We start from the raw sequence: 23,357 nt of genomic DNA on the forward strand, positions 1-23,357 counted from the left end.
AAAACAACAAACCTGACTTATTCTATCAGATAAAGACAACAAAGTGCGGTGTGTTTTGGTTATTTTTCAGGATATTCAAAAAACATTAAAGAAACCAACCGCACTTTTTAGTTGATCTCCATAAAAAATCAGTGGGATACGACGTCGTTGCCAAGGCGGAACGCCCAATTCTTGCCAAACTTTCTTGATATCTTCTCTTGGGCGTTTAGGGTGATATTTAATTTTTCCTGAATAGGTGAAACGGATTTGAATTGGTAAATCTGTTGGAGGCAATATAACAGTATGCTGTTGCCAAGAAAAAATAAAAGACTGAGCGGTTCGGTGTAAATAAAGTTCGCCAAGATTATCGGGAAGCAGAAGAGGTGTATCTCGCATTTCAAGCTGAATATCTATTAAATCTGCAAAATCGGGAGTGAGGTACAAACCGGACTGATAGCGGCGAACAACCTGTTTTCCTAAATGAAACTGCGGATTCGCTCCTTCTTTTGCTAATACAACATCACTTATCAACTGTTCAAGTTGGCGTTTACTTGGCATTTCCCATTGATTTTGAGAAAACCACATTCGTAAAAGTGCGGTCTGTTTTGGCGATGAATATTGATTGAAATGGTGAAGTTGAAATTCCGTTGGCACTTTGCAATGCTCAAGAAAAGTTTCTTGCAAGAGTTCGTTAATTAGCTGCTGTTGCTCAAAGCAATGCTGTGCAGTGCGTTGAACAGTGCGATCAAAATGTGTCCAACGTTCACGGAGTTTTGGCAGAATTTCATTACGTAAAAAATTCCGCTCATAATGATTATCCTCGTTACTTTCATCGTGAATCCAAGCCAAATTTTCAGTTCGTGCATAGCGTTCTAGTTGTTCTCGGGGAAAAGAAAGTAATGGGCGAAAAATCGTCATACCGAATAATTCGCTTTGATTTTGCATTGCACCTAACCCTTGTAAACCGCTGCCACGTTTTAATGCGAGGAAAAAGGTTTCTGTTTGATCGTTTAAATGATGGGCGGTCGCAAGTACTTCATTGGCTTGAATATGTCGCTGAATTGCTTGATAACGAGCCTCACGCGCACTTGCTTCAATACCTTTAGTTTTATCCACTTGAACATATTCGACCACTAACGGGATATGAAACTGCTTACATAAAGATTGACAATGTTTAACCCAGCTATCGGCATTTGGACTTAAACCATGGTGGATATGAATGGCTCGAAGATTAAAGTGCGGTCGATTTTCACGGTGTTTTGCAAATAAAGCAAGGAGGGCAGTCGAATCCAAACCACCACTCAAGGCGATAAGATAGTGTTGAGCGGTGGTTTGTTTAAGTTGTTGTTCAAAAGCCGAAAACAAATCCATTAGGCAATTTTTTCTGCTTTGTATTGGGCGCTCGGATTAAGAATTTCAAAACGTGCCGCAATAGTTTGTAATTCGTAAGAATTGAGCTCGAAGGTGGTTTTCATCACGCCAGCGACCTCATTATTCATTGCTTCAAAGGCTTCCACATCTGATTTGCCATTGAGTAAATTGGCGAGGAATGTACCGGCAATTAAATCGCCTACCCCCACAGGTTCAAAATTAAATTGATACAGCGGGCGACTTAAATGCCAAATGCCTTCCTGTGTTGCCATAATGATTTCAAAGGTGTCAGGATCATTGATTTTCCCTACCTTACCTAAATGTTTCACTAGGACTTTTTTCACACCTTTATTTAATAAGGCCCGCACTGCTTTTAATACATCGTCAAAAGAATTGATGGGGAAATCGCTGAGTTGGCGTAGCTCATTAAGGTTTGGTGTCATAATATCCGCAACAGGAATCGCTTTCTCAATCAGTGCTTCTCGAACGCCATTTGCCACCACACAAATTTTTTCCGGATTCGGCATGACGGGATCGCATAAATAAAGGGCATTAGGGTTGTGTTTTTTAATTTGTTCTAAGGCATAGAGGATTTGATCCACTTGTTCCGGTGAGCCTAAATAACCGGAAAGTAATGCATCGCACTCTTTCAATTTTTCGATATTATCTAAGCCGGTGACGATTTCACGGATTTGCTCCTGTGGAATCACCATCCCTGTCCATTTCCCGTATTGTGTGTGATTGGAAAATTGCACGGTATTGAGTGCCCATACATCAATACCTAATAATTGCATTGGAAAAGTGGCGGACTTATTTCCGGCAAAGCCATACACCACGTGGGATTGAATGGAAAGTACGTTTTTCATATTTATCTCCTTTTTAAATGCCATTTTGTCTATTGAACCCAACATCAATTTGCAAGATGGAGGAAACGTTATTTGATGTAAGACTAAAATAATAGGGTTAAATTTGGTATTCGATAATTTTAAGCGAAAAAAAGAGCGAAAAATAACCGCTCTTTTTTAGATTCAATTTAGCAATAGCCATAAGACATTAAACGCTGGTAGCGTCTGGTTAATAATTCCTCTTTATTTAAGCCATCAAGTTCAGCCAAATCTTCGTTTAATCGTTTTTTCAAATTTTCAGCCATCAAGGCATAATTACGATGAGCACCGCCTAATGGTTCCGCTACAATATTATCAATTAAATTCAGTTCTTTTAAACGTGAGGCGGTTAAACCCATCACTTCTGCTGCGGTTGAGGCTTTTTCTGCACTTTTCCATAAAATAGACGCACAACCTTCCGGTGAAATAACGGAATAGGTGGAATATTGTAACATATTCACTTTGTCGCCCACGCCGATTGCCAAGGCACCGCCTGAGCCGCCTTCGCCAATCACCGTACAGATGACCGGAACGGTTAATTGCGACATTTCACGTAAGTTACGGGCAATAGCTTCGGCTTGGCCTCGTTCTTCTGCTCCAATGCCGGGATAGGCTCCGGGAGTATCAATAAAAGTGATGATTGGGAGTTTAAAACGCTCTGCCATTTCCATTAAACGCAAGGCTTTGCGGTAGCCTTCCGGTGCGGGCATTCCAAAATTGCGTTTGACTTTATCTTTCACCGTACGACCTTTTTGGTGACCGATAACCATCACAGGGCGACCATCTAAACGCGCTAATCCGCCCACAATGGCTTTATCATCTGCAAAAGCGCGATCACCGGCAAGTTCCTCAAATTCGGTAAAAATATGCTCAATATAATCAAGGGTATAAGGACGGTTTGGGTGACGTGCCATACGTGAAACTTGCCAAGCATCAAGGTTGGCGAAGGTTTTTTTCGTTAATTCATCGCTTTTCTTTTGTAAGCGTGTAATTTCGTCAGTTAAGTCTACTTTATCATCAGAGGCAGTGCGTAACGCTTCGATTTTGGCTTCCAGCTCTGCAATAGGTAATTCAAAATCTAAATATTCTTGGGTCATTTTCTTATCCTAAAAACACCGTAAAAATCCACCGCACTTTATCAAGAATTAACAGAGGGCGCAAATAGTTTTCACTGGTTGGGGGAGCTTACAAACTCGTTCTTTTTAATAACGACAACATAAATAAAAATGCCGAGCAAATAACAACAGAAGGCCCGACTGCCGTATCATAAAATGCAGAGAGCATTAGACCGCCAACAATAGAAAGGATACTAATTATCACTGCAAAGCCCACCATTGATTCCGGTGTTTTAGCGAAACGACGGGCAGTAGCCGCCGGAATAATTAAAAGAGAGGTGATAATTAATGCCCCGACAAATTTCATACTCAAGGCAATAGTAAGAGCGGTTAAGATCATCACAATAAAACGCATTTTCTTGATATTAATCCCTTCTACTTGGGCGAGCTCGGGTGATACCGTCGTCGAAAGCAAGGCTTGCCAAAAATACAATAATGTTGTTACGACGATAATGACTCCGATGCCTATGTAGATTAAATCTGAGTAATTAATTGCCAGTAAATCGCCGAATAGATAATTCATTAAATCTACTCGCACATTTTTTAATAATCCAACAGTGACGACACCGAGTGATAAGCAGCTGTGTGCAATAATGCCTAATAATGTATCAATCGAAAATGGCGTATTGTTTTCTAACCATACCATCAAGATGGCTAATATTAATGTTAGCACGACAATCGCTAAGTAAGGGTTTACGTGTAGAAAAATACCTAAGGCAACGCCAAGCAAGGCAGAATGGGAAAGCGTATCGCCAAAGTATGCCATTTTACGCCATACCACAAACACACCAAGAGGTGCGGTGATCAATGATAATAAAATACCGGTTAAAAATGCCGGAAAAAGAATTTCAAACATTCAGTATCCTTAATTTTGACAATGTGTTGATGAGTCGTTACAGTCGCACACGTCGCCATGTAGGTTATGGTGATGATTATGATGGTGCGTGTAAAATCCCACATTTTGAGAAAATTGATTGCCCCATAAACGGATAAAGGTAGGATCATTTGAGAGCGTTTCAGGTGTGCCGGCACAACAAATATGTTGGTTAATACAAAGCACCTCATTGCTATCTGCCATCACAATATGTAAATCATGAGAGACCATTAAAACCGCACAATTGAGTTTTTGTTGTGTTTGGCGGATAAGTTGATACAGCTCTGCTTGACCGGTGATATCCACGCCTTGGGTAGGTTCGTCCAATACTAATAAATTCGGCTTGTTTAAGATGGCACGGGCAAGTAACACTCGCTGCATTTCCCCACCGGACAGTTTCTGCATATTATTTTTGCGTAAATGCGTAATAGAAAGTTGCTCAAGTGCGGTTGAAATTTCGTGCGTTTTTACCCCTTTTTTTAAGGTCAGAAAGCGTTCTACCGTGAGGGGTAGGCTATGATCTAAATGAATTTTTTGTGGCACATAGCCAATACATACATTTTTTCCATAAATGACTTCGCCGGAGGTCGGCGGCTGTAATTTTAGTAAGGTTTTCAGCAATGTTGATTTTCCGCCACCATTTGGGCCGACAAGGGTAATAATAGCGTTGGGGAAAATCCTTAAGTTGATATTTTTTAACGCTGTTTTTTGTTCAAACACGACATTAATATTTTTGAGTTCAATTAATGGTGAGAGCGGATCATGTTGAATGGAATGAATTTGCATAGTACTCGGCTAAATACTGATCAGAGTCAAATTTGGTGGCTAACCTTAGCTGATTTTAGTCTATTTCTCAAGATGTTCTCACTTTATGACGAATATTTCATCACTCTTTTTGTGGTTTTTAAGGTAGAATGAACCTCTTTAATAATTTGTAGTCTGAAAGACGATATTATTTTCATTTAGGTAACCTATTTTGCAACATGTTAAATTAGCCCGAGATAGAAGAAAAAGAAAATCCCGTATCAAAGCGGTGATTTTTTTTGTCTCGTTAGCGTTAATTTTTAGCGGCGTCATGTTGGGCTTAAAAGATGATGTTGAATCAGAGGCTTCTGTTCAAAGTAATCTTGAGCCCGAAATGGTTGATGATGTGCAATATCAATCCCTCATACCGGAAGAAAACGTCAAAACCTCATCTTTATCTGAAAACACATCGGCTGAAGATGCGACCTCTTATGATGATGAACTACAAGCACAAGATGATGAAGTTGAAGAGGTCAAACCTGAATTTGATGATCTAGATGAGCTTCCACAAGAAGCACAGGATGCGTTAAGCCGTTTACTTGATGCTGCTGATGAGGCACTGCGTATTACAGATCAATTTAGTCATACGGTAGTACGTGGCGATACATTAAGTGATGTATTAGGACTTTCCGGTTTAGGCGATGAAACTGCAAAAGAATTAATTGCCTCTTATCCGGAATTAAAAAATCTGCGCGCAGGACAGCAGTTCTATTGGATTTTAGATAAAAATGATCAATTGGAATACTTAAATTGGCTGGTTTCCGAGAAAGAAGAGCGGATCTATGAGTATGTTTCGGAAGGCAAGTTTAAACGTCAAATCCTAGAAAAACAAAGTGTTTGGAAAAAAGAAGTATTGAAAGGCCAAGTGAATGGTTCATTTGCAGCGAGTTTACGTGGGTTAGGGTTGGATTCCCGCCAAATCTCACAATTAAGTTCCGCATTACAATGGCAAGTGAGTTTGCAAAAACTCAAAAAAGGCACGCAGTTTGCGGTATTGGTTTCAAGGGAATATCTCGGTGAAAAATTGACCGGTCAAGGTAATGTTGAAGGTATTCATATTATCGCTAACGGCAAAAGTTATTATGCCATTCAAGCTTCAAATGGTCGTTATTATAATCAACAAGGAGAAACTCTAGGCAAGGGGTTTGCTCGTTATCCTTTGCAACGTCAAGCTAGAATCTCTTCACCATTTAATCCAAGTCGCCGACATCCTGTTACGGGGCGTGTTCGTCCGCATAAAGGTGTCGATTTCTCAGTGCCACAAGGTACACCGGTGATTGCTCCGGCAGATGCGCTGGTGGAAAAGGTCGCTTACCAAGCCGGAGGGGCAGGACGCTATATTGTTTTGCGCCATGGCCGTGAATATCAAACTGTTTATATGCATTTAAGCCGTCCATTGGTGCGGGCAGGACAAACGGTGAAAAAAGGTGAGCGTATCGCACTTTCCGGCAATACCGGTATTTCAACAGGACCACATTTGCATTATGAGTTTCATATCAATGGTCGCCCGGTGAACCCGCTCACGGTGAAATTACCGGGAACAAGTAGTGGTATGGCAACAGCGGAACGTAAACAATTCCTTATTAGAGCAAAAGAAGCGATAAGGATGCTAAGATTATAATTTTAGAAAAAGTGCGGCTGATTTTAACCGCACTTTTTTATTGTCTGTAAAATAATCTTTACACCATTCTGTAAACAATTTATTATAGCGACCAATTTCAATTCATTTTTTACGACCTTCAATGACGTTTAAATTCGATCCTCAACATCCTTTTGCTTGCTTTGTGACACAAAGTGAGATGATGAAAAGTGCGGTAGAAAATGCGCAACGTTTTGCGATGTTTGATGTGCCCTTATTGATTCAAGGTGAAACCGGCACAGGAAAAGATTTATTGGCGAAAGCTTGCCATTATCAAAGTTTACGCCGTGATAAAAAATTTATTGCGGTAAATTGTGCCGGGTTGCCGGATGAAGATGCAGAAAGTGAGATGTTTGGTCGGAAAGTGGGGGAAAGTGAAACCATTGGTTTTTTTGAGTACGCAAATGAAGGCACGGTGTTGCTAGATGGAATTGCTGAGTTATCACTTAATTTACAAGCAAAATTACTGCGTTTTTTAACAGATGGGTCATTCCGCCGAGTGGGGGAAGAGAAGGAACATTATGCGAATGTGAGGGTGATTTGTACTTCTCAAGTGCCTCTCTATCAGTTGGTTGAACAGGGGAAAGTACGTGCGGATTTATTTCATCGTCTCAATGTGTTGGCGATTAATGTTCCACCATTGCGTGAACGGAGGGCGGATATCCCACCTTTAGTCGAAGGTTTTTTACAGGAAATTAGTGATACGTTAAAAATTCAATTACCGACTTTTGATGATGATTTTCTCTCTTATCTTGAGAAATATGATTGGCAAGGTAATGTGCGGGAACTCTATAATACGTTATATCGTGCTTGTTCTTTATCGGAAGAAAATCATTTAAGTGTGGCAAGTTTAAATCTCACTATGCCGAAAGGTGTGGTTATTTCAGTAGATGAATTTGAAAATCAAACCCTTGAGGAAATTATCGGTCAATATGAGGCAAAAGTTTTACGTGCGTTTTATAAAGAGTATCCTAGCACTCGAAAACTAGCTCAACGCTTGGGGGTATCCCATACTGCTATTGCAAATAAATTAAAGCAGTATGAGATTGGTAAGTAAAGTTGTTCTGGGACTATGTGATTCTTATTTAAATAAATTTTCCCAGAATATCTTGATAAATGCTCTTTCATTAATGAATTCATCATTTGGTACGACAGCATTCTTACCAAGCAAATTGAGATGATGAATTTTATTTCTTAAATGCACGTAGCATTGTTTGAGCTGAATTGCATCAGCTTGCTGAATAATGCCCGAGTCGGCCATTGACTCAAAAATTCTGACATTGTCAGACCATTTGGTTAATTCAGGGGTCTGAGGGGCATAGGCAAGCATTAAATATTGTGCAATAAATTCAATATCCGTGATACCGCCACGATCTGTTTTAATATTAAATTCATTTTCTTGAGAATGGGATAAATGGGTAAACATTTTTTCACGCATTGCTGAGACATCATGTTTTAGCGTTGCCATATCCCTCGGGGTGGAAAGTACCTGTTGGCGAATAGCCTCAAATTTTTCCCGTAATGATTGCTCGCCGAAAACCGGGCGGGCTCGTACTAAGGCTTGTTTTTCCCAAGTCCAAGCTTCATTCAGTTGATAGTTTTCAAAGGCGGAAAGACTACAACCGAGTAAGCCAGCATCACCGGATGGACGTAGGCGCATATCGACATCATAAAGTATGCCGGCACTGGTATTCAGGCTAAAAATGCTCACGATTTTTTGGGCAAGTTTGAGGTAAAACTGATTGCTATCAATGATTTTTTTTCCACCCACGGTTTGACCTTCCACAGCCTCATAGAGAAAAACGAGATCGAGATCGGATTTATAGCCTAATTCGATCCCCCCGAGTTTTCCATAGCCTACAACCAAGAAGTTTTTTTCGCCATTTTGTAAATGTTGAGGAATACCGAAACGGGCGGAAACCTGTTTCCACGCTAAATTTACTACCGATTGAATAATGGCTTCTGCTAAGTAAGTGAGGTGATCGCTGACTTTCATCACGGGGAGGGCACCTAAAATATCGGCAGCGGCAACTCTCAATAAGGTCGCTTGTTTAAATTGGCGTAATGCGTTTATAAATTGTTCTTCATCATCTTGGGGGAGCCGCAATAGATATTGTTGGAGTTCATCGGCATATTCAGTGAAAGGTAAGGGATGACGCAGGTTCTCTGTATTGAGGAATTCATCTAGCAGAATAGGGTGTTGTGCAAGCTGATTTGCAATGAGTTGAGATTTTGCACAAAGCTCGATCACTTGGCGTAACGCTTGTGGATGTTCGAGTAGGAGTTCTAAATAGGTCGTGCGGCTGGAAATTTTCTCAATCAGGTGTAGCATTCGTGGTAACAACGTGCGGTAGCTTTCTTGTTTAAAAATGAGCGAAAACACCGTTGGCATTAATTGTGTTAGCACCTCCCGTCCACGGTTTCCAATAATACGGCGTTTCAGGCTTTCTTTAAATTGCGATAATTTATCTAAGATTTCATTGATGTATTCCGATTGAACATGGCTTTCTTCCAGCATTTGCACGATTTCATCAAAATCCGCTTCAAGAAAATCTTGCCATTGATTTTCTGTTTCCGCCTTTTCTTCCGTTTCCTCACCGATAAGTTGGTTAAAAACCGCACGCACCTTTTCTTGCATTTGTTGCAAAGTGCGGTAGAAATCTTGCCAGTTTTCTATCGCATAGGTGCATTCAATTTGATGATTGTGTCCATCTAAGCAAGTGAAATGTCGGCAAGCCTCAATTAAGCGTAATTGATCTATTTCATTAGTTGGTAGGGTTTGGGTTTGTTGATCATTTATAGCTTGTAAGCTATTTTCAACCCGACGTAAGAAAACATAACTTTCCCGTAAATGCTGATATTGTGTTTGAGTGATAAGCCCTAATTTGGTAATTTCAGGCAAGATGTTAAGCAAACTACGTTGTTGTAAAGCAACTTCCCGACCGCCACGAATTAATTGAAAAACTTGGGCGATGAATTCCACTTCACGGATTCCGCCTGCCCCCAGTTTGATATTATCTTTTAGCCCACGTCGGCGAACTTCCCGTTCAATTTTTCCTTTCATTTCACGTAGGGATTGAATGACACTGAAATCAATATAGCGGCGATAAACAAAAGGGCGTAGCATTTTTTCTAAGTACGCCACATTAGGATCATTGACTTGCGTGCCTAAAATGCGTCCTTTGATCATGGCATAGCGTTCCCAATCCCGACCTTGATCCTGATAGTATTGCTCCATCGCAGTAAAACTTAATGCTAACGCACCACTTTCACCAAAAGGGCGTAGGCGCATATCTGTGCGATAAACAAAACCATCCACCGTGAAATCATCCAATGCACTGATTAAACGTTGTCCCAGACGAGTAAAAAATTTTGAATTATCCACGGATTTTCTCGCATTGCTCCCCGCAATGTGAGTTTCTCCTTGAGTAGGATAAGTAAAAATCAAATCAATGTCGGAAGAAAAATTAAGTTCAAATCCGCCGAGTTTCCCCATGCCTAGAATATAAAGCTGTTGTGGTTTACCTTGTTCATCCAGTGGTGTCCCCATTTCTGTACAGGCTTGATGATAAAGCCAATCACGTGCACCAATAATAAGGCTTTCAGCCAGCTGTGAAAGATGGATAAAAATTTCTTCGACAGTGGCAAGATTGAGACTTTGGCAAAAACTTAACTTCGCCATTTCTGCATTACGAAAAACACGCAGGGCTTTATAAAATTCAGCCTCATGGGAAATGCCGGATAATTGATTGTTTAAACGTGCTGAATATTGCTCACAATCGGCAAAAGTCGGGCTTTTTTCCCACCATTGTGCGAGTAAGTGCGGTTGTTTTTGCAAGACTTTTTCCACAAAATCCGACATCGCCACCGCATAGCCTAATTTTCCGATTGGGTGGTTTTTATCTTGTTGATATTGCTGAATTTGTTGAGAAATACTATCCGAATCCATTTCAGGAAAAGATTGGCACAGAATAGTGCCAAGTGAGGTAAGTTTTTGTTCTATAAGAGAAGAAAGTGCGGACATTTTACTCACCTTTTATGTGTGTGATTTGGCGTAACACCTTTTCTTTGGCTTGATCGGGTTGTAAACTATCTAGCCATTGAAGCGGTGTTTTCCAGCCCCGCAGCCAAGTAATTTGACGTTTAGCAAGCTGGCGGGTGGCACAGATACCACGGAAGATCATTTCATCGTGATCATAATCACCTTGTAAATATTCCCACATTTGGCGGTAACCAACGCAACGAATGGCTGGTAAATTGACGTTTAAATCACCACGAGCAAAGAGTTTTTCCACTTCTTCTTGAAAACCCAATTCAATCATTTTATGGAAACGTTGTTCAATTCGATTATGCAAAATATGGCGATCTTCAGGGGCAATGGCAAATTGAATAATGTCATAGGGTAAGGCTTCCCCTTTTTGTTCGGTTAGCTCGGTGAGGGACTTTCCTGTTATATAGAACACTTCCAGTGCACGATTAATTCGTTGTGAATCATTGGGATTAATACGTTGTGCGGAAATTGGGTCAATTTTTGCCAGTTCATTATGCAACATCGCCCAACCTTGCCGGGCAGCTTTTTGTTCAATCTCAGCACGGATTGCCTCATCGGCGGAAGGTAAAGGGGAAAGCCCCTCAAGCAAGGCTTTGTAATAGAGCATCGTTCCCCCTACAAGAAGAGGGATTTTTCCTTGTGCGGTAATGTTTGCCATTTCTCGTAGTGCATCATCACGAAAATTCATTGCTGAATAGCTTTCAGCCGGATCTAAAATGTCGATGAGCCGATGGGGAGCTAAAGCCAATTCTTCTTTGGAAGGCTTTGCCGTGCCAATATCCATTCCTTTATAAATTAATGCGGAATCTACGCTAATCACCTCTACCGGCAATTGTTGACGCAGTTGAATGGCTAAATCCGTTTTACCGGAGGCGGTGGGGCCCATTAAAAAAATTGCGGTTGGTTTCATTTAGAGTTCATCTAGTAAAGGTTGCCAATTAATCGGCTTAAGTAATTGATTAAATTTATCTCGATTGGTGTTATTGATTAAGCGTTCCGAATCACTTAATAATTTGACTGCATCGGCGAGTACGCTAAAGGTTTTACTTTCTAACTGGGCACAAAGTGCGGTTAAAAATGGGGTGGCATTTTCTGAATTATTGAGTAAGCTCATCACACATTTTTGTAAATTTTGAGTGCGTAAAATCACGGGGACTCGGTTAAGGGTTAAGCGTAATTGTGCTTTGTTTTCGATAAATTCAAAGCCTGCTTGTGCAAAATCCGTTGCCTTTATTTCCCATTCGCTAAATTGGCTTTCCGTTAAACGAAATACAATGGGAATTAGCAAAGGTTGCTGCTCAATCTGTGTTTGTTGTAAAGCGAGTTTCCATTGCAAATGCTGTAATTTTTCCAAGGAAAGTAAAAAATAATTTTGGTTTTGTTGGAGTAACAGTGCTTGGTTTTCAATGAGAGATAAGGCACGTAAATGTGACGGACTTTCACTTATTTCTGTAGATACAATGATTTCAGATTGTGTCGAAATGTCCGTTTTTTTGTGATGTTTTGGTACACCAAGTAGTTCGCCATAGAGCTTTTGTTCAATTTTGCCCGGCTGTTCGGCACGATAATTTTCCCGATAATCACGGTATCCTTGACTTACCGAACGAACAGATTGGGAAGAAAAGTGCGGTGGATTTTGTGTTGGGTTTTGCTCGCCTTTTTCCATAGAAAAATTCGGTGCGAAGATATTTTGTCCGGCTGCTGCACGATTGGGCTTAGGGGAACAATCCCGGTGATAAGTAGGAATCGGCTCTCTCACGGCATTTTCTTGCGGGTGTTCAAGCGCACTTTCTTTTGTGTCGGTGAGTGGAATGGTGTGTTGGCTTTCCAATGCGTGGCTGATGCCTTCATAAATAAAATCGTGAATGAGGCGTTGTTGATGAAAACGCACCTCGTGTTTTGTTGGATGAACATTCACATCAACTTCATGAGGATTGAGGTCTATAAACAGCACAAACGCAGGGTAGCTTTCATTGGGTAAATGTTCGGCATAAGCTTGGCGAATTGCATGGGTAATGACTTTGTCACGCACCATTCGTCCATTGATATAGCAATAACTTAAATCATTTTGTGAACGGCTAAAGTTTGGGGTGGCAATCCAGCCGGAAAGATGGAGATCGTTGTGTTTCCAATCAATACGTAGGGCATTTTTGACAAATTCATCACCACAAATTGCCGAAACCCGTTTGAGTTGTTGGTTAAGATCTGATGCCGGGCGATATTGACGAATGACTTTGCCATTATGGGTGAGGGTAAAAGCGATATTAAATTTTGCTAGTGCAATGCGGCGAATGACCTCATCAATATGGGCAAATTCGGTTTTATCGGTGCGTAAGAATTTACGGCGGGCAGGGGTGTTGAAAAATAAATTCGCCACTTCTACCGTAGTACCAACAGGATGGGATGCCGGTTTGATAGTGGTTTCCATCTCACGTCCTTGGGCATACACCTGCCAAGCCTCGTTTTGTTCAGCGGTGCGAGAGGTGAGGGTTAAACGGGAAACGGAGCTGATACTCGCCAGCGCCTCGCCACGAAAGCCTAAACTTAAAATGGACTCAAGATCTTCCAAATCCGCAATTTTACTGGTGGCGTGACGGGCAAGGGCTAAGCTTAGCTCCTCTTTCGGGATACCGCTGCCGTTATCACGAATTCGGATAAGTGTTGCACCGCCATTTTCAATATCCACTTGGATTTTATTGGCGCCGGCATCTAGACTATTTTCTACCAATTCTTTCACCACCGAAGCAGGACGTTCTACCACTTCACCGGCAGCAATTTGGTTGGCAAGTTGGGGGGAAAGAATTTTAATTGCCATTATTTTCCCTTAGTTTAATTTTTTGACCAGTCACGACTTTACCGTTTTTTAATGTCGGGTTGAGTTTCAAAATTTGACTAACCGGAATGTTATACTCCCGTGAAACCGCATAAATTGTCTGATCTTTTTTAATGGTGTGATAGAGCGGAATAGCCGCTTTTTTTCCATTAGTGTTAATGTTTTTCTTTTCGTCTTTATCAGTTTTTTTATCCGTTGATTTTATTTTTTCTGTTTTTAGGGTTTCAACAATTTTTTGATTTCTACCGTTATTTGGGATTTTGATAGTTTCCCCAATCCATAATTCTTTGCGTTTCAATTGGTTAAGGGCAATGATATCTGCCACTTTGACATCATATTTATTCGCAAGACTGCCAATACTTTCGCCATTTTTTACTTTATGGCGAATACCGCTGTCTTTTACTTCTGAAGTGCGGTCAGTTTTATCGGTGCTTTTCTCGTTTATTTTTTTATCGGCAGAACCGGTTTCTTCCGGTTTTTTATGTTTTCCGTTATCCGGAATTTTAATGGTCTCTCCCACCCATAATTCTTTTCGTTTCAAATTATTGAGTGCCACAATATCTGCCATTTTCACCTCATATTTGTTGGCAAGACTGCCAAGGCTTTCACCATTTTTTACTTTGTGGTGAATTAAACTCTCTTTCGTCAACGAAGTGCGGTTGGTTTTTGCTTCCTTCTCTTTACTATCATTTTCAAAGGAAACAAGAGATTTCAAATTGCCATTTCGGTATGCTACTAAGCCCTCATAAATCATATAAGCGATACGGCGACGATAGGTCGGGGAATTGAGTTTTTGCTCCTCCTCAGCATTTGAGAGGAAGCCGGTTTCCACCAAGACGGAAGGAATATCAGGTGAACGCAATACGCCAAGGCTGGCGTGTTGTGGCGTGCTTCGGCTTAGTGGCGTGACTTTGGCAAAACGGCGTAAGATACTTCTACCGATTTCATAGCCGGTACGTTGGCTATGCCCAAATTGGAGATCCAGCACAGTTTGATCTAAATATTTGTCGTTATTATGAGAGAGAACCTTTCCGGCCCCCCCCAATAATTCGGAGCGTTTTTCATCATCTTCCAACCATTGCCCCATTTCATCATTTGCCCGGCGATTGGATAGTACCCAAACGGACGCCCCCCGTTGATTTGGGTTGAGGGAGGAATCAGCGTGGATAGAAACTAAATAATTGGCTTTGAATTTGCGGGCGATTTCTGAGCGATCCGGCACAGAAATGTAGTAATCCCCATTGCGGGTGAGGACACCACGGAAATTGGGATCTTTATCCAGTAAGGCTTTAAGTTCACGAGCAATAGATAAGGTAACATTTTTTTCGTAAATGCCGAGATTGCGTCCGATTGCACCGGGGTCTTTACCACCATGACCGGGATCAATGGCGATCGTCCATTGAGCAGAGAAAACGGTGGAAGAAAAAAGAGAGAGTATTATTCCTAAAAAAAATGAAAATTTTGTATTCATTGTTGTAAACAGATAAAAGCTTATAGTTGTTGAAGAATTTGTTCGCCTAACGCATTTTGTGCGATTAATGTGATGTTTCGCGCATCATCGTAATAATCAATATTCACTAATAAGTCAGCTGGTGGCAAAATGCCTTCGCCTTTTTCTGCCCATTCAATCAGGCAAATGGCATCTTTGGTGAAGTAATCCCGAATCCCCATAAATTCTAATTCTTCAGGATCGGCAAGACGATATAAATCAAAATGATAAATCATTTTTCCGGCAATGTTGTATTCTTCCACTAAGGTATAAGTCGGGCTTTTTACATTGCCTTTATGCCCCAACCCTTGAACCATACCACGGGTAAGGGTTGTCTTTCCTGCGCCTAAATCGCCATTAAAGTATAACATCACCGCTCGATCGGCTTGGCATTGAACAATAGTTTCTGCCAATTTTTTACCAAAGCGAAGCATAGTGGATTCATCAGGAATATATTGGGTTAATTCATTCATTGGCTGTGATTCTTGAAGTTAAAAACTAGCCGAAATTCTACCGCACTTTTGAGTTTTTCGCTAAGGGGATTTTAGCCATATTAGAGGTTGTTTTTTTGGGAAATGTTCCATTTGGTTTAGAAACAAAAAATCCATCACCTTCTTCAGAGATGGATAAAATCTGGAGCGGGAAACGAGGCTCGAACTCGCGACCCCAACCTTGGCAAGGTTGTGCTCTACCAACTGAGCTATTCCCGCTGGGGATATAAATGAATGGAGCGGGAAACGAGGCTCGAACTCGCGACCCCGACCTTGGCAAGGTCGTGCTCTACCAACTGAGCTATTCCCGCAGTTCACATCAGTGAATGGGGTGGCATTATACGAATATTTCGATGTCTTGCAAGGGCAAATTTTTCAAAATGGCTTACCTGACTAAGTTTTCATCAATCTAATTGAATGAAATGATCACGATAATAGGCGAGTTCTTTAATGGATTCTCGAATATCATCTAGGGCTAAATGGGTATTCTCCTTTTTAAAACCCTCTAAAATTTCAGGTTTCCAACGAGCAGCAAGTTCTTTTAATGTGCTGACATCCAAATGGCGATAATGGAAATAATCGGCTAAATCCGGCATATATTGGTAAAGAAAACGTTTATCCTGTGCAATACTGTTGCCGCAAATGGGGGAAGCCCCTTTGGGAACCCAACGTTTTAAGAAATCTAAGGTTTGTAATTCCGCCGCCCGTTCGGTAAGTTTACTGGCTTTTACCCGATCCACTAAGCCGTTTGCTGTATGGGTTTTCACGCACCATTCAGACATTTTCCCTAATAATTCATCGCTTTGATGAATAGCAAGCACCGGTCCTTCCGCAAGAATATTTAGGTTTTTGTCTGTGATAATCGTCGCGATTTCAATAATGCGCTCTTTTTCCGGATCTAATCCTGTCATTTCTAAATCAATCCAGATTAGATTTTGTTTATCTAATTGCATAATATAAGGTATCCTATGTGAAAATTTTCTCCATTTTATCAAAATCACAGTAAAAAACGACCGCACTTTTATGGCTAAACGTAAACTAACTCAAAACCAGTCTCGCAGAATTGAATCCAACCACGCTCGTACTCTTCATCGCCATCAAAAAAAAGACATTGAATGGCAAGATGAGATGTTAGGGGAGTCGCAAGAAGGGATTGTGGTTACCCGTTATTCTGTACACGCAGATGTGGAGAATTCACAGGGGGAAATTTTCCGATGTAATTTACGCCGAACCCTTTCAAGTTTGGTGGTGGGGGATAGAGTTGTTTGGCGGAAAGGAAACGGGCAATTACAGGGGGTTAGCGGGGTAATAGAAGCAATTCATCCGAGAGTGAACGAGATTACGCGTCCAGATTATTATGATGGCTTGAAACCGATTGCGGCGAATATTGATCGTATCATTATTGTGTCAGCGGTATTGCCAACACTTTCACTCAATATTATTGATCGTTATCTTGTTGTATGTGAAACGGCGGGCATTGAACCGATCATTGTGGTGAATAAAGCTGATCTCCTGACATCGGCACAAGAAAAAGAGGTGGAGACGCAATTACAAATTTATCGTGAGATTGGTTATCAAACCTTAATTATTTCCGCCCAAAATGGAAAGAATATGGAAAAATTGACCGCACTTTTAAGTGAAGGAACTTCCATTTTTGTGGGGCAATCCGGTGTGGGGAAATCAAGTCTTATCAATCATATTTTTCCCACTGTGAATGCCCAAGTTGGAGAGGTAAGTGAAACTTCAGGTTTAGGGCAACATACGACAACCTCGTCCCGTCTTTATCATTTGCCTCAAGGGGGGAGTTTAATTGATTCACCAGGGATTCGGGAATTTGGACTATGGCATTTAGATATCGATCAAATTACGAGAGGATACCGTGAGTTTAAATACGTATTAGGCACTTGTAAATTCCGTGATTGTAAGCATTTGACCGACCCCGGCTGTGCGTTGAGGGAAGCGGTTGAAGAAGGGAGAATTTCGGCGGTGCGTTATGAGAATTATCACAAACTGATCGAAAGTTTATCTGAAACAAAATCACAGCGGCATTTTTCAGTAACCTAGCTAAACGTTAAGATTAATTTGATTTACTCAAGAAATCACGTGATTTTTTTATGACTTAGCTCAACTTTTTTTGCCTTTTTCCTTGATTATTTCGTGTTTAACAAGGATACTATCGGCAAATCAAAAGTTTGGATTTAACCGTTTTAAAATTAAACAATGACTAAAATAATAGAGGTAACATTATGTTTTCAAAAGATGTAGAAATTACAGCCCCTAATGGTTTACACACACGCCCGGCTGCACAGTTTGTAAAAGAGGCAAAAGCCTTTGCTTCTGATATTACTGTCACATCAGCAGGAAAAAGTGCGAGTGCTAAAAGCTTGTTTAAGTTACAAACTTTAGGTTTAACACAAGGAACAGTTATTACCATCTCAGCAGAAGGTGAAGATGAACAACAAGCTGTTGAGCATTTAGTTGCGTTAATTCCTACTTTAGAATAATTTTGAGTATAGCCATAAAATCCGTTTTAAAGTTACTCCGGTAAGTGCGGTATTTTGTGGCTATTTTTTGTTTAACTCCTATTCACATTTCGGAAGGTAAACATGATTTCAGGTATTCCTGCATCCCCCGGTATTGTTTTTGGTAAAGCATTAGTTCTTAAAGAAGAAAAAATTGTTCTTGATACTACAAAAATTACCGATGACCAAGTTGACGCTGAAGTTGCGCGTTTTTATGAAGGCCGTAGTGCTGCCGTTGAGCAATTAAATTCAATCAGAGATCGCGCTTTTGCTTCATTAGGCGAAGAAAAAGCGGCGATTTTTGAAGGTCATTTAATGATTCTTGAAGATGAAGAACTTGAAGAAGAGATTATTGACTATTTGCGTTCACATAAAGTGAATGCCGGTGTCGCGGCAAGTAAAATCATTGACCAACAAGTGGCAATGTTGTCTGAAATTGACGATGAATATCTGAAAGAACGCGCCGGTGATATTCGTGATATTGGTAACCGTTTGGTCAAGAATATTCTAGGTATGCATATTGTTGATTTAGGTGATATTAACGAAGAATCTATTCTTGTTGCTTACGATTTAACACCATCGGAGACAGCACAATTAAACCTCGACAAAGTCCTTGGTTTTATTACAGATATTGGTGGTCGTACTTCCCACACTTCAATTATGGCACGTTCCTTGGAATTACCGGCTATTGTTGGAACTAACAACGTGACTGAAAAAGTGAATACCGGGGATTTCCTGATTCTTGATGCCGTAAATAACAAAGTCTATATTAATCCAACCCAAGCCCAAATCGATGAATTAAAGTCCTTAGAAGCAAAATTAGCAGAAGAAAAAGCCGAATTGGCAAAATTAAAAGATCTGCCTGCCGTGACATTAGACGGGCATAAAGTTGAAGTGGTGGCAAATATTGGTACCATTCGTGATTGTGATGGAGCAAATCGTAACGGAGCAGAAGGCGTAGGCTTATACCGTACAGAGTTCCTCTTTATGGATCGCGATCAACTACCAACGGAAGAAGAACAATTTATTGCTTACAAAGAAGTTGTAGAGGCAATGGAGGGGCGTTTGGTTGTGCTTCGTACGATGGATATCGGTGGTGATAAAGATTTACCATACCTAGATCTTCCAAAAGAAATGAACCCGTTCTTAGGATGGCGGGCAATTCGTATTGCACTGGATCGCCGTGAAATTCTCCATGCTCAGTTACGTGCTGTGTTGCGTGCCTCTGCATTTGGCAAATTAGCGGTGATGTTCCCGATGATTATTTCGGTAGAAGAAATTCGTGAATTAAAATCGGTGATTGAAACGCTGAAAGCAGAATTACGTATAGAAGGCAAAGCCTTTGATGAAAATATCCAAATTGGTGTGATGGTGGAAACCCCATCTGCTGCGGTAAATGCGAAATTCTTAGCGAAAGAGGTTGATTTCTTTAGTATTGGTACGAATGACTTAACGCAATATACCCTTGCGGTTGACCGTGGTAACGAATTAATTTCTCATCTTTACAACCCAATGCAACCGTCCGTACTTAGTTTAATTAAACAGGTTATTGATGCTTCTCATGCAGAAGGTAAATGGACGGGGATGTGTGGTGAGTTAGCCGGTGATGAGCGTGCAACCTTGCTCCTGTTAGGTATGGGGTTAGATGAATTTAGTATGAGTGCGATTTCTGTACCTCGTATTAAAAAACTTATCCGTAGCGTGAATTTCCAAGATGCAAAAGAACTTGCAAATAAAGCATTGCAGAAACCAACTGCTTCGGAGATTGAACAATTAATTGAAGAATTTTTGTCAGCAAAAGCACTGAACTAGATACAAAATCAGTATTTTCAGCTAAAATATCAACCATATTTAATGGATAGGAGATTAAAATGGGTTTATTTGACAAGTTATTCGGTTCCAAAGAGAACAAATCGGTCGAAGTTGAGATTTATGCACCGCTTTCCGGTGAAATTGTCAATATCGAAGATGTACCGGATGTTGTGTTTTCTGAAAAAATTGTGGGTGATGGCGTAGCTATTCGCCCAACAGGCAACAAAATTGTTGCACCGGTTGATGGTGTGATTGGTAAGATTTTTGAGACTAACCACGCCTTTTCAATGGAATCAAAAGAAGGGGTGGAATTATTTGTTCACTTTGGTATTGATACCGTTGAATTAAAAGGTGAAGGTTTTACTCGTGTTGCACAAGAGGGGCAATCTGTAAAACGTGGCGATACAGTCATTGAATTCGATCTTGAACTGCTTGAAGCAAAAGCAAAATCGGTATTAACACCGGTTGTGATTTCTAATATGGATGAAATCTCAAGTATTGAGAAAAAAGCAGGTGAGGTTGTTGCGGGTGAATCTGTGGTTTTAAAACTTAAAAAATAATTTTATATAGAATGAAAAAGTCCGCCGTTGTGCGGATTTTTTGTTTGGAGAGAAAATGATTTATAAATTAACCGGCGTTTTACAGCATTATGTCTGGGGCGGACAGTATTACATTCCACAATTATTAAATATTTCAGTAGAAGAAAATCAACATTATGCAGAATGGTGGCTTGGGGCGCATACTTCTGCACCTTCCATAATTGAGGTTGAGGGCAAAAACTTACCTTTGACTGAATTTTTACAACAAAATCCGACCGCACTTGGTGAGAAAAGTCGAGAAATTTTTGGTGAAGAGTTACCCTACCTATTGAAGATTCTTGATGTGGAAAAGCCACTTTCTATCCAGTTGCACCCAACAAAACAACAGGCAGAAATCGGTTTCGCAAAGGAAAATGAGAAGGGTATTGATCTAAAAGATTCAAAACGGACTTATAAAGATAATAATCACAAACCGGAAATGATGATTGCATTGTCCGATTTTTGGTTGTTACACGGATTTAAGGCGAAAGAAAAAATTCTTTCTTCACTTAATGAGCATCCTTCTCTTGCACCGCTAGCAGAAAAATTAGGTAATCAGGATCTACATTCATTTTACGCAGATGTCATGCAAGCGGATCAAGCCCAATTATATCAATGGCTTGCCCCTATTATTGATAAAAAGCGTGAAGCTTATAGTGCAAATGAACTCAGGCTAAATAATCCCGATTATTGGCTGCTTTATACTATGGAAGCAATGGAGATTCCTCTGGAAAAACTTGATGCTGGTTTACTCTGTTTTTATCTTTTCAACATTGTTCACCTTAAAAAAGGCGAGGGGATTTATCAAGAAGCAGGTATCCCACACGCTTATCTACGTGGGCAAAATATTGAATTGATGGCATGTTCCGATAATGTCATTCGTGGCGGATTAACGCCAAAATACGTAGATATTTCGGAGCTATTGAAAGTGGTGGATTGTCGTGAAGTAGAACCACAAATAATCTCTGCTGCTCCTCATGATGCACGTGTCTTTACTTATTCCACACCGGCAAAAGATTTTGCCTTGCAAAATATTCAATATGAATGTGGTGAAACCCATCGTTTAAAAATTCAGAGTGCAGGAATTTTAATGGTGATGAAAGGACAACTCAATTTACGCTCAGAAACTAGCGTATTTGCTCTTAAGTCAGGAGAGTCGGCGTTTATTAGCGCTGATGCTTTTTATGAAATAGAAGGTTTAGATGAAGGATATGCAGTCGTAGCTAAGTTACCTTGATTCTATAATATGCGATATTATATAGAGCTGAACAAACCTAATTTTTAGGTTATCTTGTCGGGATATATTGTGTGTCTGAATTTTAACTTATTGAAATGATTTGATTTTATAACGGACACATGTGGCGTGTCACTAAATATCATTGAAATTTCTACTTTTGTGCATTTGCTACATAATGCCCCAAAAATAAAAAAGTGCGGTTGATTTTAACCGCACTTTTAACCTATGAAGTCTAGATTATAACCAACCGAGATTCATTAATAATTCCCACCATGCCATACCGATGGTTAAGTGAACAATTAAGCTACCAAATGCGATAATTGCGCCGGCAATCCACCAAGATTTAATGTCGTTATAGCCTGCACCAAATGCGATTGGGCCCGGGCCGCCACCGTAATGGGTAACCGAACCGCCATAAGAGTTAGCGAATAACAAACCAAGGGCGAGTAATTCTGCCGGTGCGCCGGCGACGTGTCCAACTGTCGCAAATACAGGTACCATTGCGGCAACGTAAGCGCCGCCCGAAGCGAAGAGATAACGTACTGCGACACTTAAAGTGAGGATAACGATTAAGGCTAATGTGCCTTGTCCTTCAAACTGGAGGAGAGTTTTCAAGGAGTCGGCTAACCATTCAAAGAATTTGGCTTTTTCAAGTAAACCGGACATCCCAATAATACCGCCGTACCAAATTAAGGTATTCCAGCCGCCTTTATTTTTTAAAATATCATCCCAAGAAACGATACTTAGCACCACACAGCACACCATCACGATTAATGCCACGATAGTTGCATTGACATTAAGTGCAGAGGAGAAAATCCAGCCGAATAATGCGATGATGAATAACACAATAAGGGCTTTTTCACGGAAAGACATTGGGCCTAATTCTTCCAGACCTTTTTTCGCAATGGCTTTATTATCTACTTCTTTCATTTCTGGCGGGGATACCCAATAGCAGATTAATGGAATGATAAATAAGCAGAGTAAACCCGGTACAGAGGCGGCTAAGAACCAATGTAACCAGTCAATATTGAAACCTAAAATTGGTGCCATTAATGAAAGGGCGAGGGCATTGGGCGCCATTGCGGTTAAGAAAATATATGAGGTTGTTTTTACCACCATATATACGTTCATCATTAAATAGCGACCGGCTTTTTTCGGGCTTTTTTCCGGATCTGAACCTAATGCGACCGCCACGCTATTGATGATTGGGAAGATAATTCCACCGGAACGTGCCGTGTTAGAAGGGGTTGCCGGAGAAAGGAGTAAATCCAAAAACATAGTCACGTAGCCTAAGCGTAGCGTGGTACTTCCCATTGCGCCGATCATATGGTAGGCAATACGTTTACCTAATCCCGTAATAACAAAAGCCGAGCTTAGCGTGAAAGCGGTAAAAATCAGCCAAGTTGTACCGGATTTGTAGCCATTAAGAATATCGCCGGCTTTGACAAATTCTTTTGCACCTTCGGTATTACCGATAATTGCGCCGGAAACAGCAATAGCGGCAAGTAAAATAATCGGCTCACCATAAGGTTTAAGAACAAGCCCAACGATTGTTGCAATGTACACGCCAAGCAAACGCCATGCAATGAGAGAGAGTCCCTCAGGAGCCGGCAGTAAAAAGGTGATCAACGGAATCGCCGCTAAGATCACTAATTTTGCATTTTTGGATAATGCCATT

The 23,357-nt window shown here is 40.6% G+C and carries 19 protein-coding genes and 2 tRNA genes; 7 read left to right on the top strand and 14 right to left on the bottom strand.

All coding sequences use genetic code 11. The features are described 5' to 3' along the window. Window positions 1–75: 75 nt before the first annotated feature. The 5 genes from tilS to znuC form a co-directional block, all read right to left on the bottom strand. Entirely contained in the window at window positions 76–1,350 is a 1,275-nt protein-coding gene (tilS, locus tag E4T92_RS05450; RefSeq protein WP_135093743.1) for a tRNA lysidine(34) synthetase TilS, read from the bottom strand. Then, the gene (gene pdxY, locus E4T92_RS05455) at window positions 1,350–2,216 is read right to left on the bottom strand and encodes a pyridoxal kinase (protein ID WP_135093744.1); all 867 of its coding nucleotides are present in this window, start codon (window positions 2,214–2,216) and stop codon (window positions 1,350–1,352) included. The genes tilS and pdxY overlap by 1 nt, the downstream gene beginning before the upstream one ends. A 167-nt stretch (window positions 2,217–2,383) precedes the next feature. After that, window positions 2,384–3,331, bottom strand: coding sequence for an acetyl-CoA carboxylase carboxyl transferase subunit alpha (gene accA / locus E4T92_RS05460; RefSeq protein ID WP_077542150.1), 948 nt, complete (start codon window positions 3,329–3,331; stop codon window positions 2,384–2,386). An 88-nt stretch (window positions 3,332–3,419) separates the two neighbouring features. Beyond that, complete coding sequence (gene znuB / locus E4T92_RS05465) at window positions 3,420–4,205, bottom strand: zinc ABC transporter permease subunit ZnuB (protein WP_135093745.1); 786 nt, start codon at window positions 4,203–4,205, stop codon at window positions 3,420–3,422. A 9-nt stretch (window positions 4,206–4,214) separates the two neighbouring features. Then, window positions 4,215–5,009 (bottom strand): zinc ABC transporter ATP-binding protein ZnuC, encoded by a 795-nt coding sequence (znuC, locus tag E4T92_RS05470; RefSeq protein ID WP_135093746.1) that lies wholly within the window; start codon window positions 5,007–5,009, stop codon window positions 4,215–4,217. Window positions 5,010–5,199: 190 nt separating this feature from the next. On the opposite strand from znuC, the gene mepM reads away from it, so the two are divergent. Both mepM and E4T92_RS05480 read left to right on the top strand, forming a co-directional pair. Then, entirely contained in the window at window positions 5,200–6,648 is a 1,449-nt protein-coding gene (mepM, locus tag E4T92_RS05475) for a murein DD-endopeptidase MepM (RefSeq protein ID WP_077542153.1), read from the top strand. Window positions 6,649–6,769: 121 nt separating this feature from the next. After that, window positions 6,770–7,723: a sigma 54-interacting transcriptional regulator gene (locus tag E4T92_RS05480; protein WP_135093747.1), complete on the top strand. Its 954-nt coding sequence runs from the start codon at window positions 6,770–6,772 to the stop codon at window positions 7,721–7,723. Window positions 7,724–7,747: 24 nt separating this feature from the next. On the opposite strand, the gene glnE is transcribed toward E4T92_RS05480, so the two are convergent. The 8 genes from glnE to orn all read right to left on the bottom strand — a co-directional run bounded on the left by glnE (window position 7,748) and on the right by orn (window position 16,483). Next, window positions 7,748–10,690: a bifunctional [glutamate--ammonia ligase]-adenylyl-L-tyrosine phosphorylase/[glutamate--ammonia-ligase] adenylyltransferase gene (gene glnE, locus E4T92_RS05485; protein ID WP_135093748.1), complete on the bottom strand. Its 2,943-nt coding sequence runs from the start codon at window positions 10,688–10,690 to the stop codon at window positions 7,748–7,750. A 1-nt stretch (window position 10,691) separates the two neighbouring features. Continuing rightward, window positions 10,692–11,627 (bottom strand): tRNA (adenosine(37)-N6)-dimethylallyltransferase MiaA, encoded by a 936-nt coding sequence (gene miaA / locus E4T92_RS05490; protein WP_135093749.1) that lies wholly within the window; start codon window positions 11,625–11,627, stop codon window positions 10,692–10,694. Then, entirely contained in the window at window positions 11,628–13,532 is a 1,905-nt protein-coding gene (gene mutL / locus E4T92_RS05495) for a DNA mismatch repair endonuclease MutL (RefSeq protein WP_135093750.1), read from the bottom strand. After that, the gene (locus E4T92_RS05500; protein WP_135093751.1) at window positions 13,522–15,021 is read right to left on the bottom strand and encodes an N-acetylmuramoyl-L-alanine amidase; all 1,500 of its coding nucleotides are present in this window, start codon (window positions 15,019–15,021) and stop codon (window positions 13,522–13,524) included. Before E4T92_RS05500 ends, mutL begins: the two co-directional genes overlap by 11 nt. Before the next feature lie 20 nt (window positions 15,022–15,041). Next, window positions 15,042–15,512, bottom strand: a complete 471-nt coding sequence (gene tsaE / locus E4T92_RS05505; protein WP_135093752.1) for a tRNA (adenosine(37)-N6)-threonylcarbamoyltransferase complex ATPase subunit type 1 TsaE — start codon at window positions 15,510–15,512, stop codon at window positions 15,042–15,044. A gap of 161 nt (window positions 15,513–15,673) precedes the next feature. Next, window positions 15,674–15,749, bottom strand: a tRNA-Gly gene (locus E4T92_RS05510). A gap of 16 nt (window positions 15,750–15,765) precedes the next feature. After that, window positions 15,766–15,841: transfer RNA gene (locus tag E4T92_RS05515), tRNA-Gly, on the bottom strand. 93 nt (window positions 15,842–15,934) lie between these two features. Then, the gene (gene orn / locus E4T92_RS05520) at window positions 15,935–16,483 is read right to left on the bottom strand and encodes an oligoribonuclease (RefSeq protein WP_135093753.1); all 549 of its coding nucleotides are present in this window, start codon (window positions 16,481–16,483) and stop codon (window positions 15,935–15,937) included. Between the two features lie 70 nt (window positions 16,484–16,553). Between orn and rsgA the strand changes: the two genes are divergently transcribed. The 5 genes from rsgA (at window position 16,554) to manA (ending at window position 21,679) form a co-directional block, all read left to right on the top strand. Next, complete coding sequence (gene rsgA / locus E4T92_RS05525) at window positions 16,554–17,594, top strand: small ribosomal subunit biogenesis GTPase RsgA (RefSeq protein ID WP_135093754.1); 1,041 nt, start codon at window positions 16,554–16,556, stop codon at window positions 17,592–17,594. A 182-nt stretch (window positions 17,595–17,776) separates the two neighbouring features. Further along, the gene (ptsH, locus tag E4T92_RS05530; RefSeq protein WP_077414172.1) at window positions 17,777–18,034 is read left to right on the top strand and encodes a phosphocarrier protein Hpr; all 258 of its coding nucleotides are present in this window, start codon (window positions 17,777–17,779) and stop codon (window positions 18,032–18,034) included. Window positions 18,035–18,136: 102 nt separating this feature from the next. Beyond that, complete coding sequence (gene ptsI, locus E4T92_RS05535; protein ID WP_135093755.1) at window positions 18,137–19,864, top strand: phosphoenolpyruvate-protein phosphotransferase PtsI; 1,728 nt, start codon at window positions 18,137–18,139, stop codon at window positions 19,862–19,864. A 59-nt stretch (window positions 19,865–19,923) separates the two neighbouring features. Beyond that, window positions 19,924–20,424, top strand: a complete 501-nt coding sequence (crr, locus tag E4T92_RS05540) for a PTS glucose transporter subunit IIA (RefSeq protein WP_077542163.1) — start codon at window positions 19,924–19,926, stop codon at window positions 20,422–20,424. Window positions 20,425–20,479: 55 nt separating this feature from the next. Continuing rightward, the gene (gene manA / locus E4T92_RS05545; RefSeq protein ID WP_135093756.1) at window positions 20,480–21,679 is read left to right on the top strand and encodes a mannose-6-phosphate isomerase, class I; all 1,200 of its coding nucleotides are present in this window, start codon (window positions 20,480–20,482) and stop codon (window positions 21,677–21,679) included. A 237-nt stretch (window positions 21,680–21,916) separates the two neighbouring features. Here manA and E4T92_RS05550 read toward each other — a convergent pair whose 3' ends face one another. After that, complete coding sequence (locus E4T92_RS05550) at window positions 21,917–23,356, bottom strand: anion permease (protein WP_135093757.1); 1,440 nt, start codon at window positions 23,354–23,356, stop codon at window positions 21,917–21,919. Between the last annotated feature and the right edge of the window lies 1 nt (window position 23,357).

Source organism: Pasteurella sp. WM03 (assembly GCF_004570945.1).
GTDB lineage: Bacteria > Pseudomonadota > Gammaproteobacteria > Enterobacterales > Pasteurellaceae > Rodentibacter.

Coding starts and splice junctions, on each gene's coding strand:
- tilS (WP_135093743.1), bottom strand. CDS start 1,350: ATGGATTTGTTTTCGGCTTTTGAACAACAACTTAAACAAACCACCGCT.
- pdxY (WP_135093744.1), bottom strand. CDS start 2,216: ATGAAAAACGTACTTTCCATTCAATCCCACGTGGTGTATGGCTTTGCC.
- accA (WP_077542150.1), bottom strand. CDS start 3,331: ATGACCCAAGAATATTTAGATTTTGAATTACCTATTGCAGAGCTGGAA.
- znuB (WP_135093745.1), bottom strand. CDS start 4,205: ATGTTTGAAATTCTTTTTCCGGCATTTTTAACCGGTATTTTATTATCA.
- znuC (WP_135093746.1), bottom strand. CDS start 5,009: ATGCAAATTCATTCCATTCAACATGATCCGCTCTCACCATTAATTGAA.
- E4T92_RS05480 (WP_135093747.1), top strand. CDS start 6,770: ATGACGTTTAAATTCGATCCTCAACATCCTTTTGCTTGCTTTGTGACA.
- glnE (WP_135093748.1), bottom strand. CDS start 10,690: ATGTCCGCACTTTCTTCTCTTATAGAACAAAAACTTACCTCACTTGGC.
- miaA (WP_135093749.1), bottom strand. CDS start 11,627: ATGAAACCAACCGCAATTTTTTTAATGGGCCCCACCGCCTCCGGTAAA.
- mutL (WP_135093750.1), bottom strand. CDS start 13,532: ATGGCAATTAAAATTCTTTCCCCCCAACTTGCCAACCAAATTGCTGCC.
- E4T92_RS05500 (WP_135093751.1), bottom strand. CDS start 15,021: ATGAATACAAAATTTTCATTTTTTTTAGGAATAATACTCTCTCTTTTT.
- tsaE (WP_135093752.1), bottom strand. CDS start 15,512: ATGAATGAATTAACCCAATATATTCCTGATGAATCCACTATGCTTCGC.
- orn (WP_135093753.1), bottom strand. CDS start 16,483: ATGCAATTAGATAAACAAAATCTAATCTGGATTGATTTAGAAATGACA.
- rsgA (WP_135093754.1), top strand. CDS start 16,554: ATGGCTAAACGTAAACTAACTCAAAACCAGTCTCGCAGAATTGAATCC.
- ptsH (WP_077414172.1), top strand. CDS start 17,777: ATGTTTTCAAAAGATGTAGAAATTACAGCCCCTAATGGTTTACACACA.
- ptsI (WP_135093755.1), top strand. CDS start 18,137: ATGATTTCAGGTATTCCTGCATCCCCCGGTATTGTTTTTGGTAAAGCA.
- crr (WP_077542163.1), top strand. CDS start 19,924: ATGGGTTTATTTGACAAGTTATTCGGTTCCAAAGAGAACAAATCGGTC.
- manA (WP_135093756.1), top strand. CDS start 20,480: ATGATTTATAAATTAACCGGCGTTTTACAGCATTATGTCTGGGGCGGA.
- E4T92_RS05550 (WP_135093757.1), bottom strand. CDS start 23,356: ATGGCATTATCCAAAAATGCAAAATTAGTGATCTTAGCGGCGATTCCG.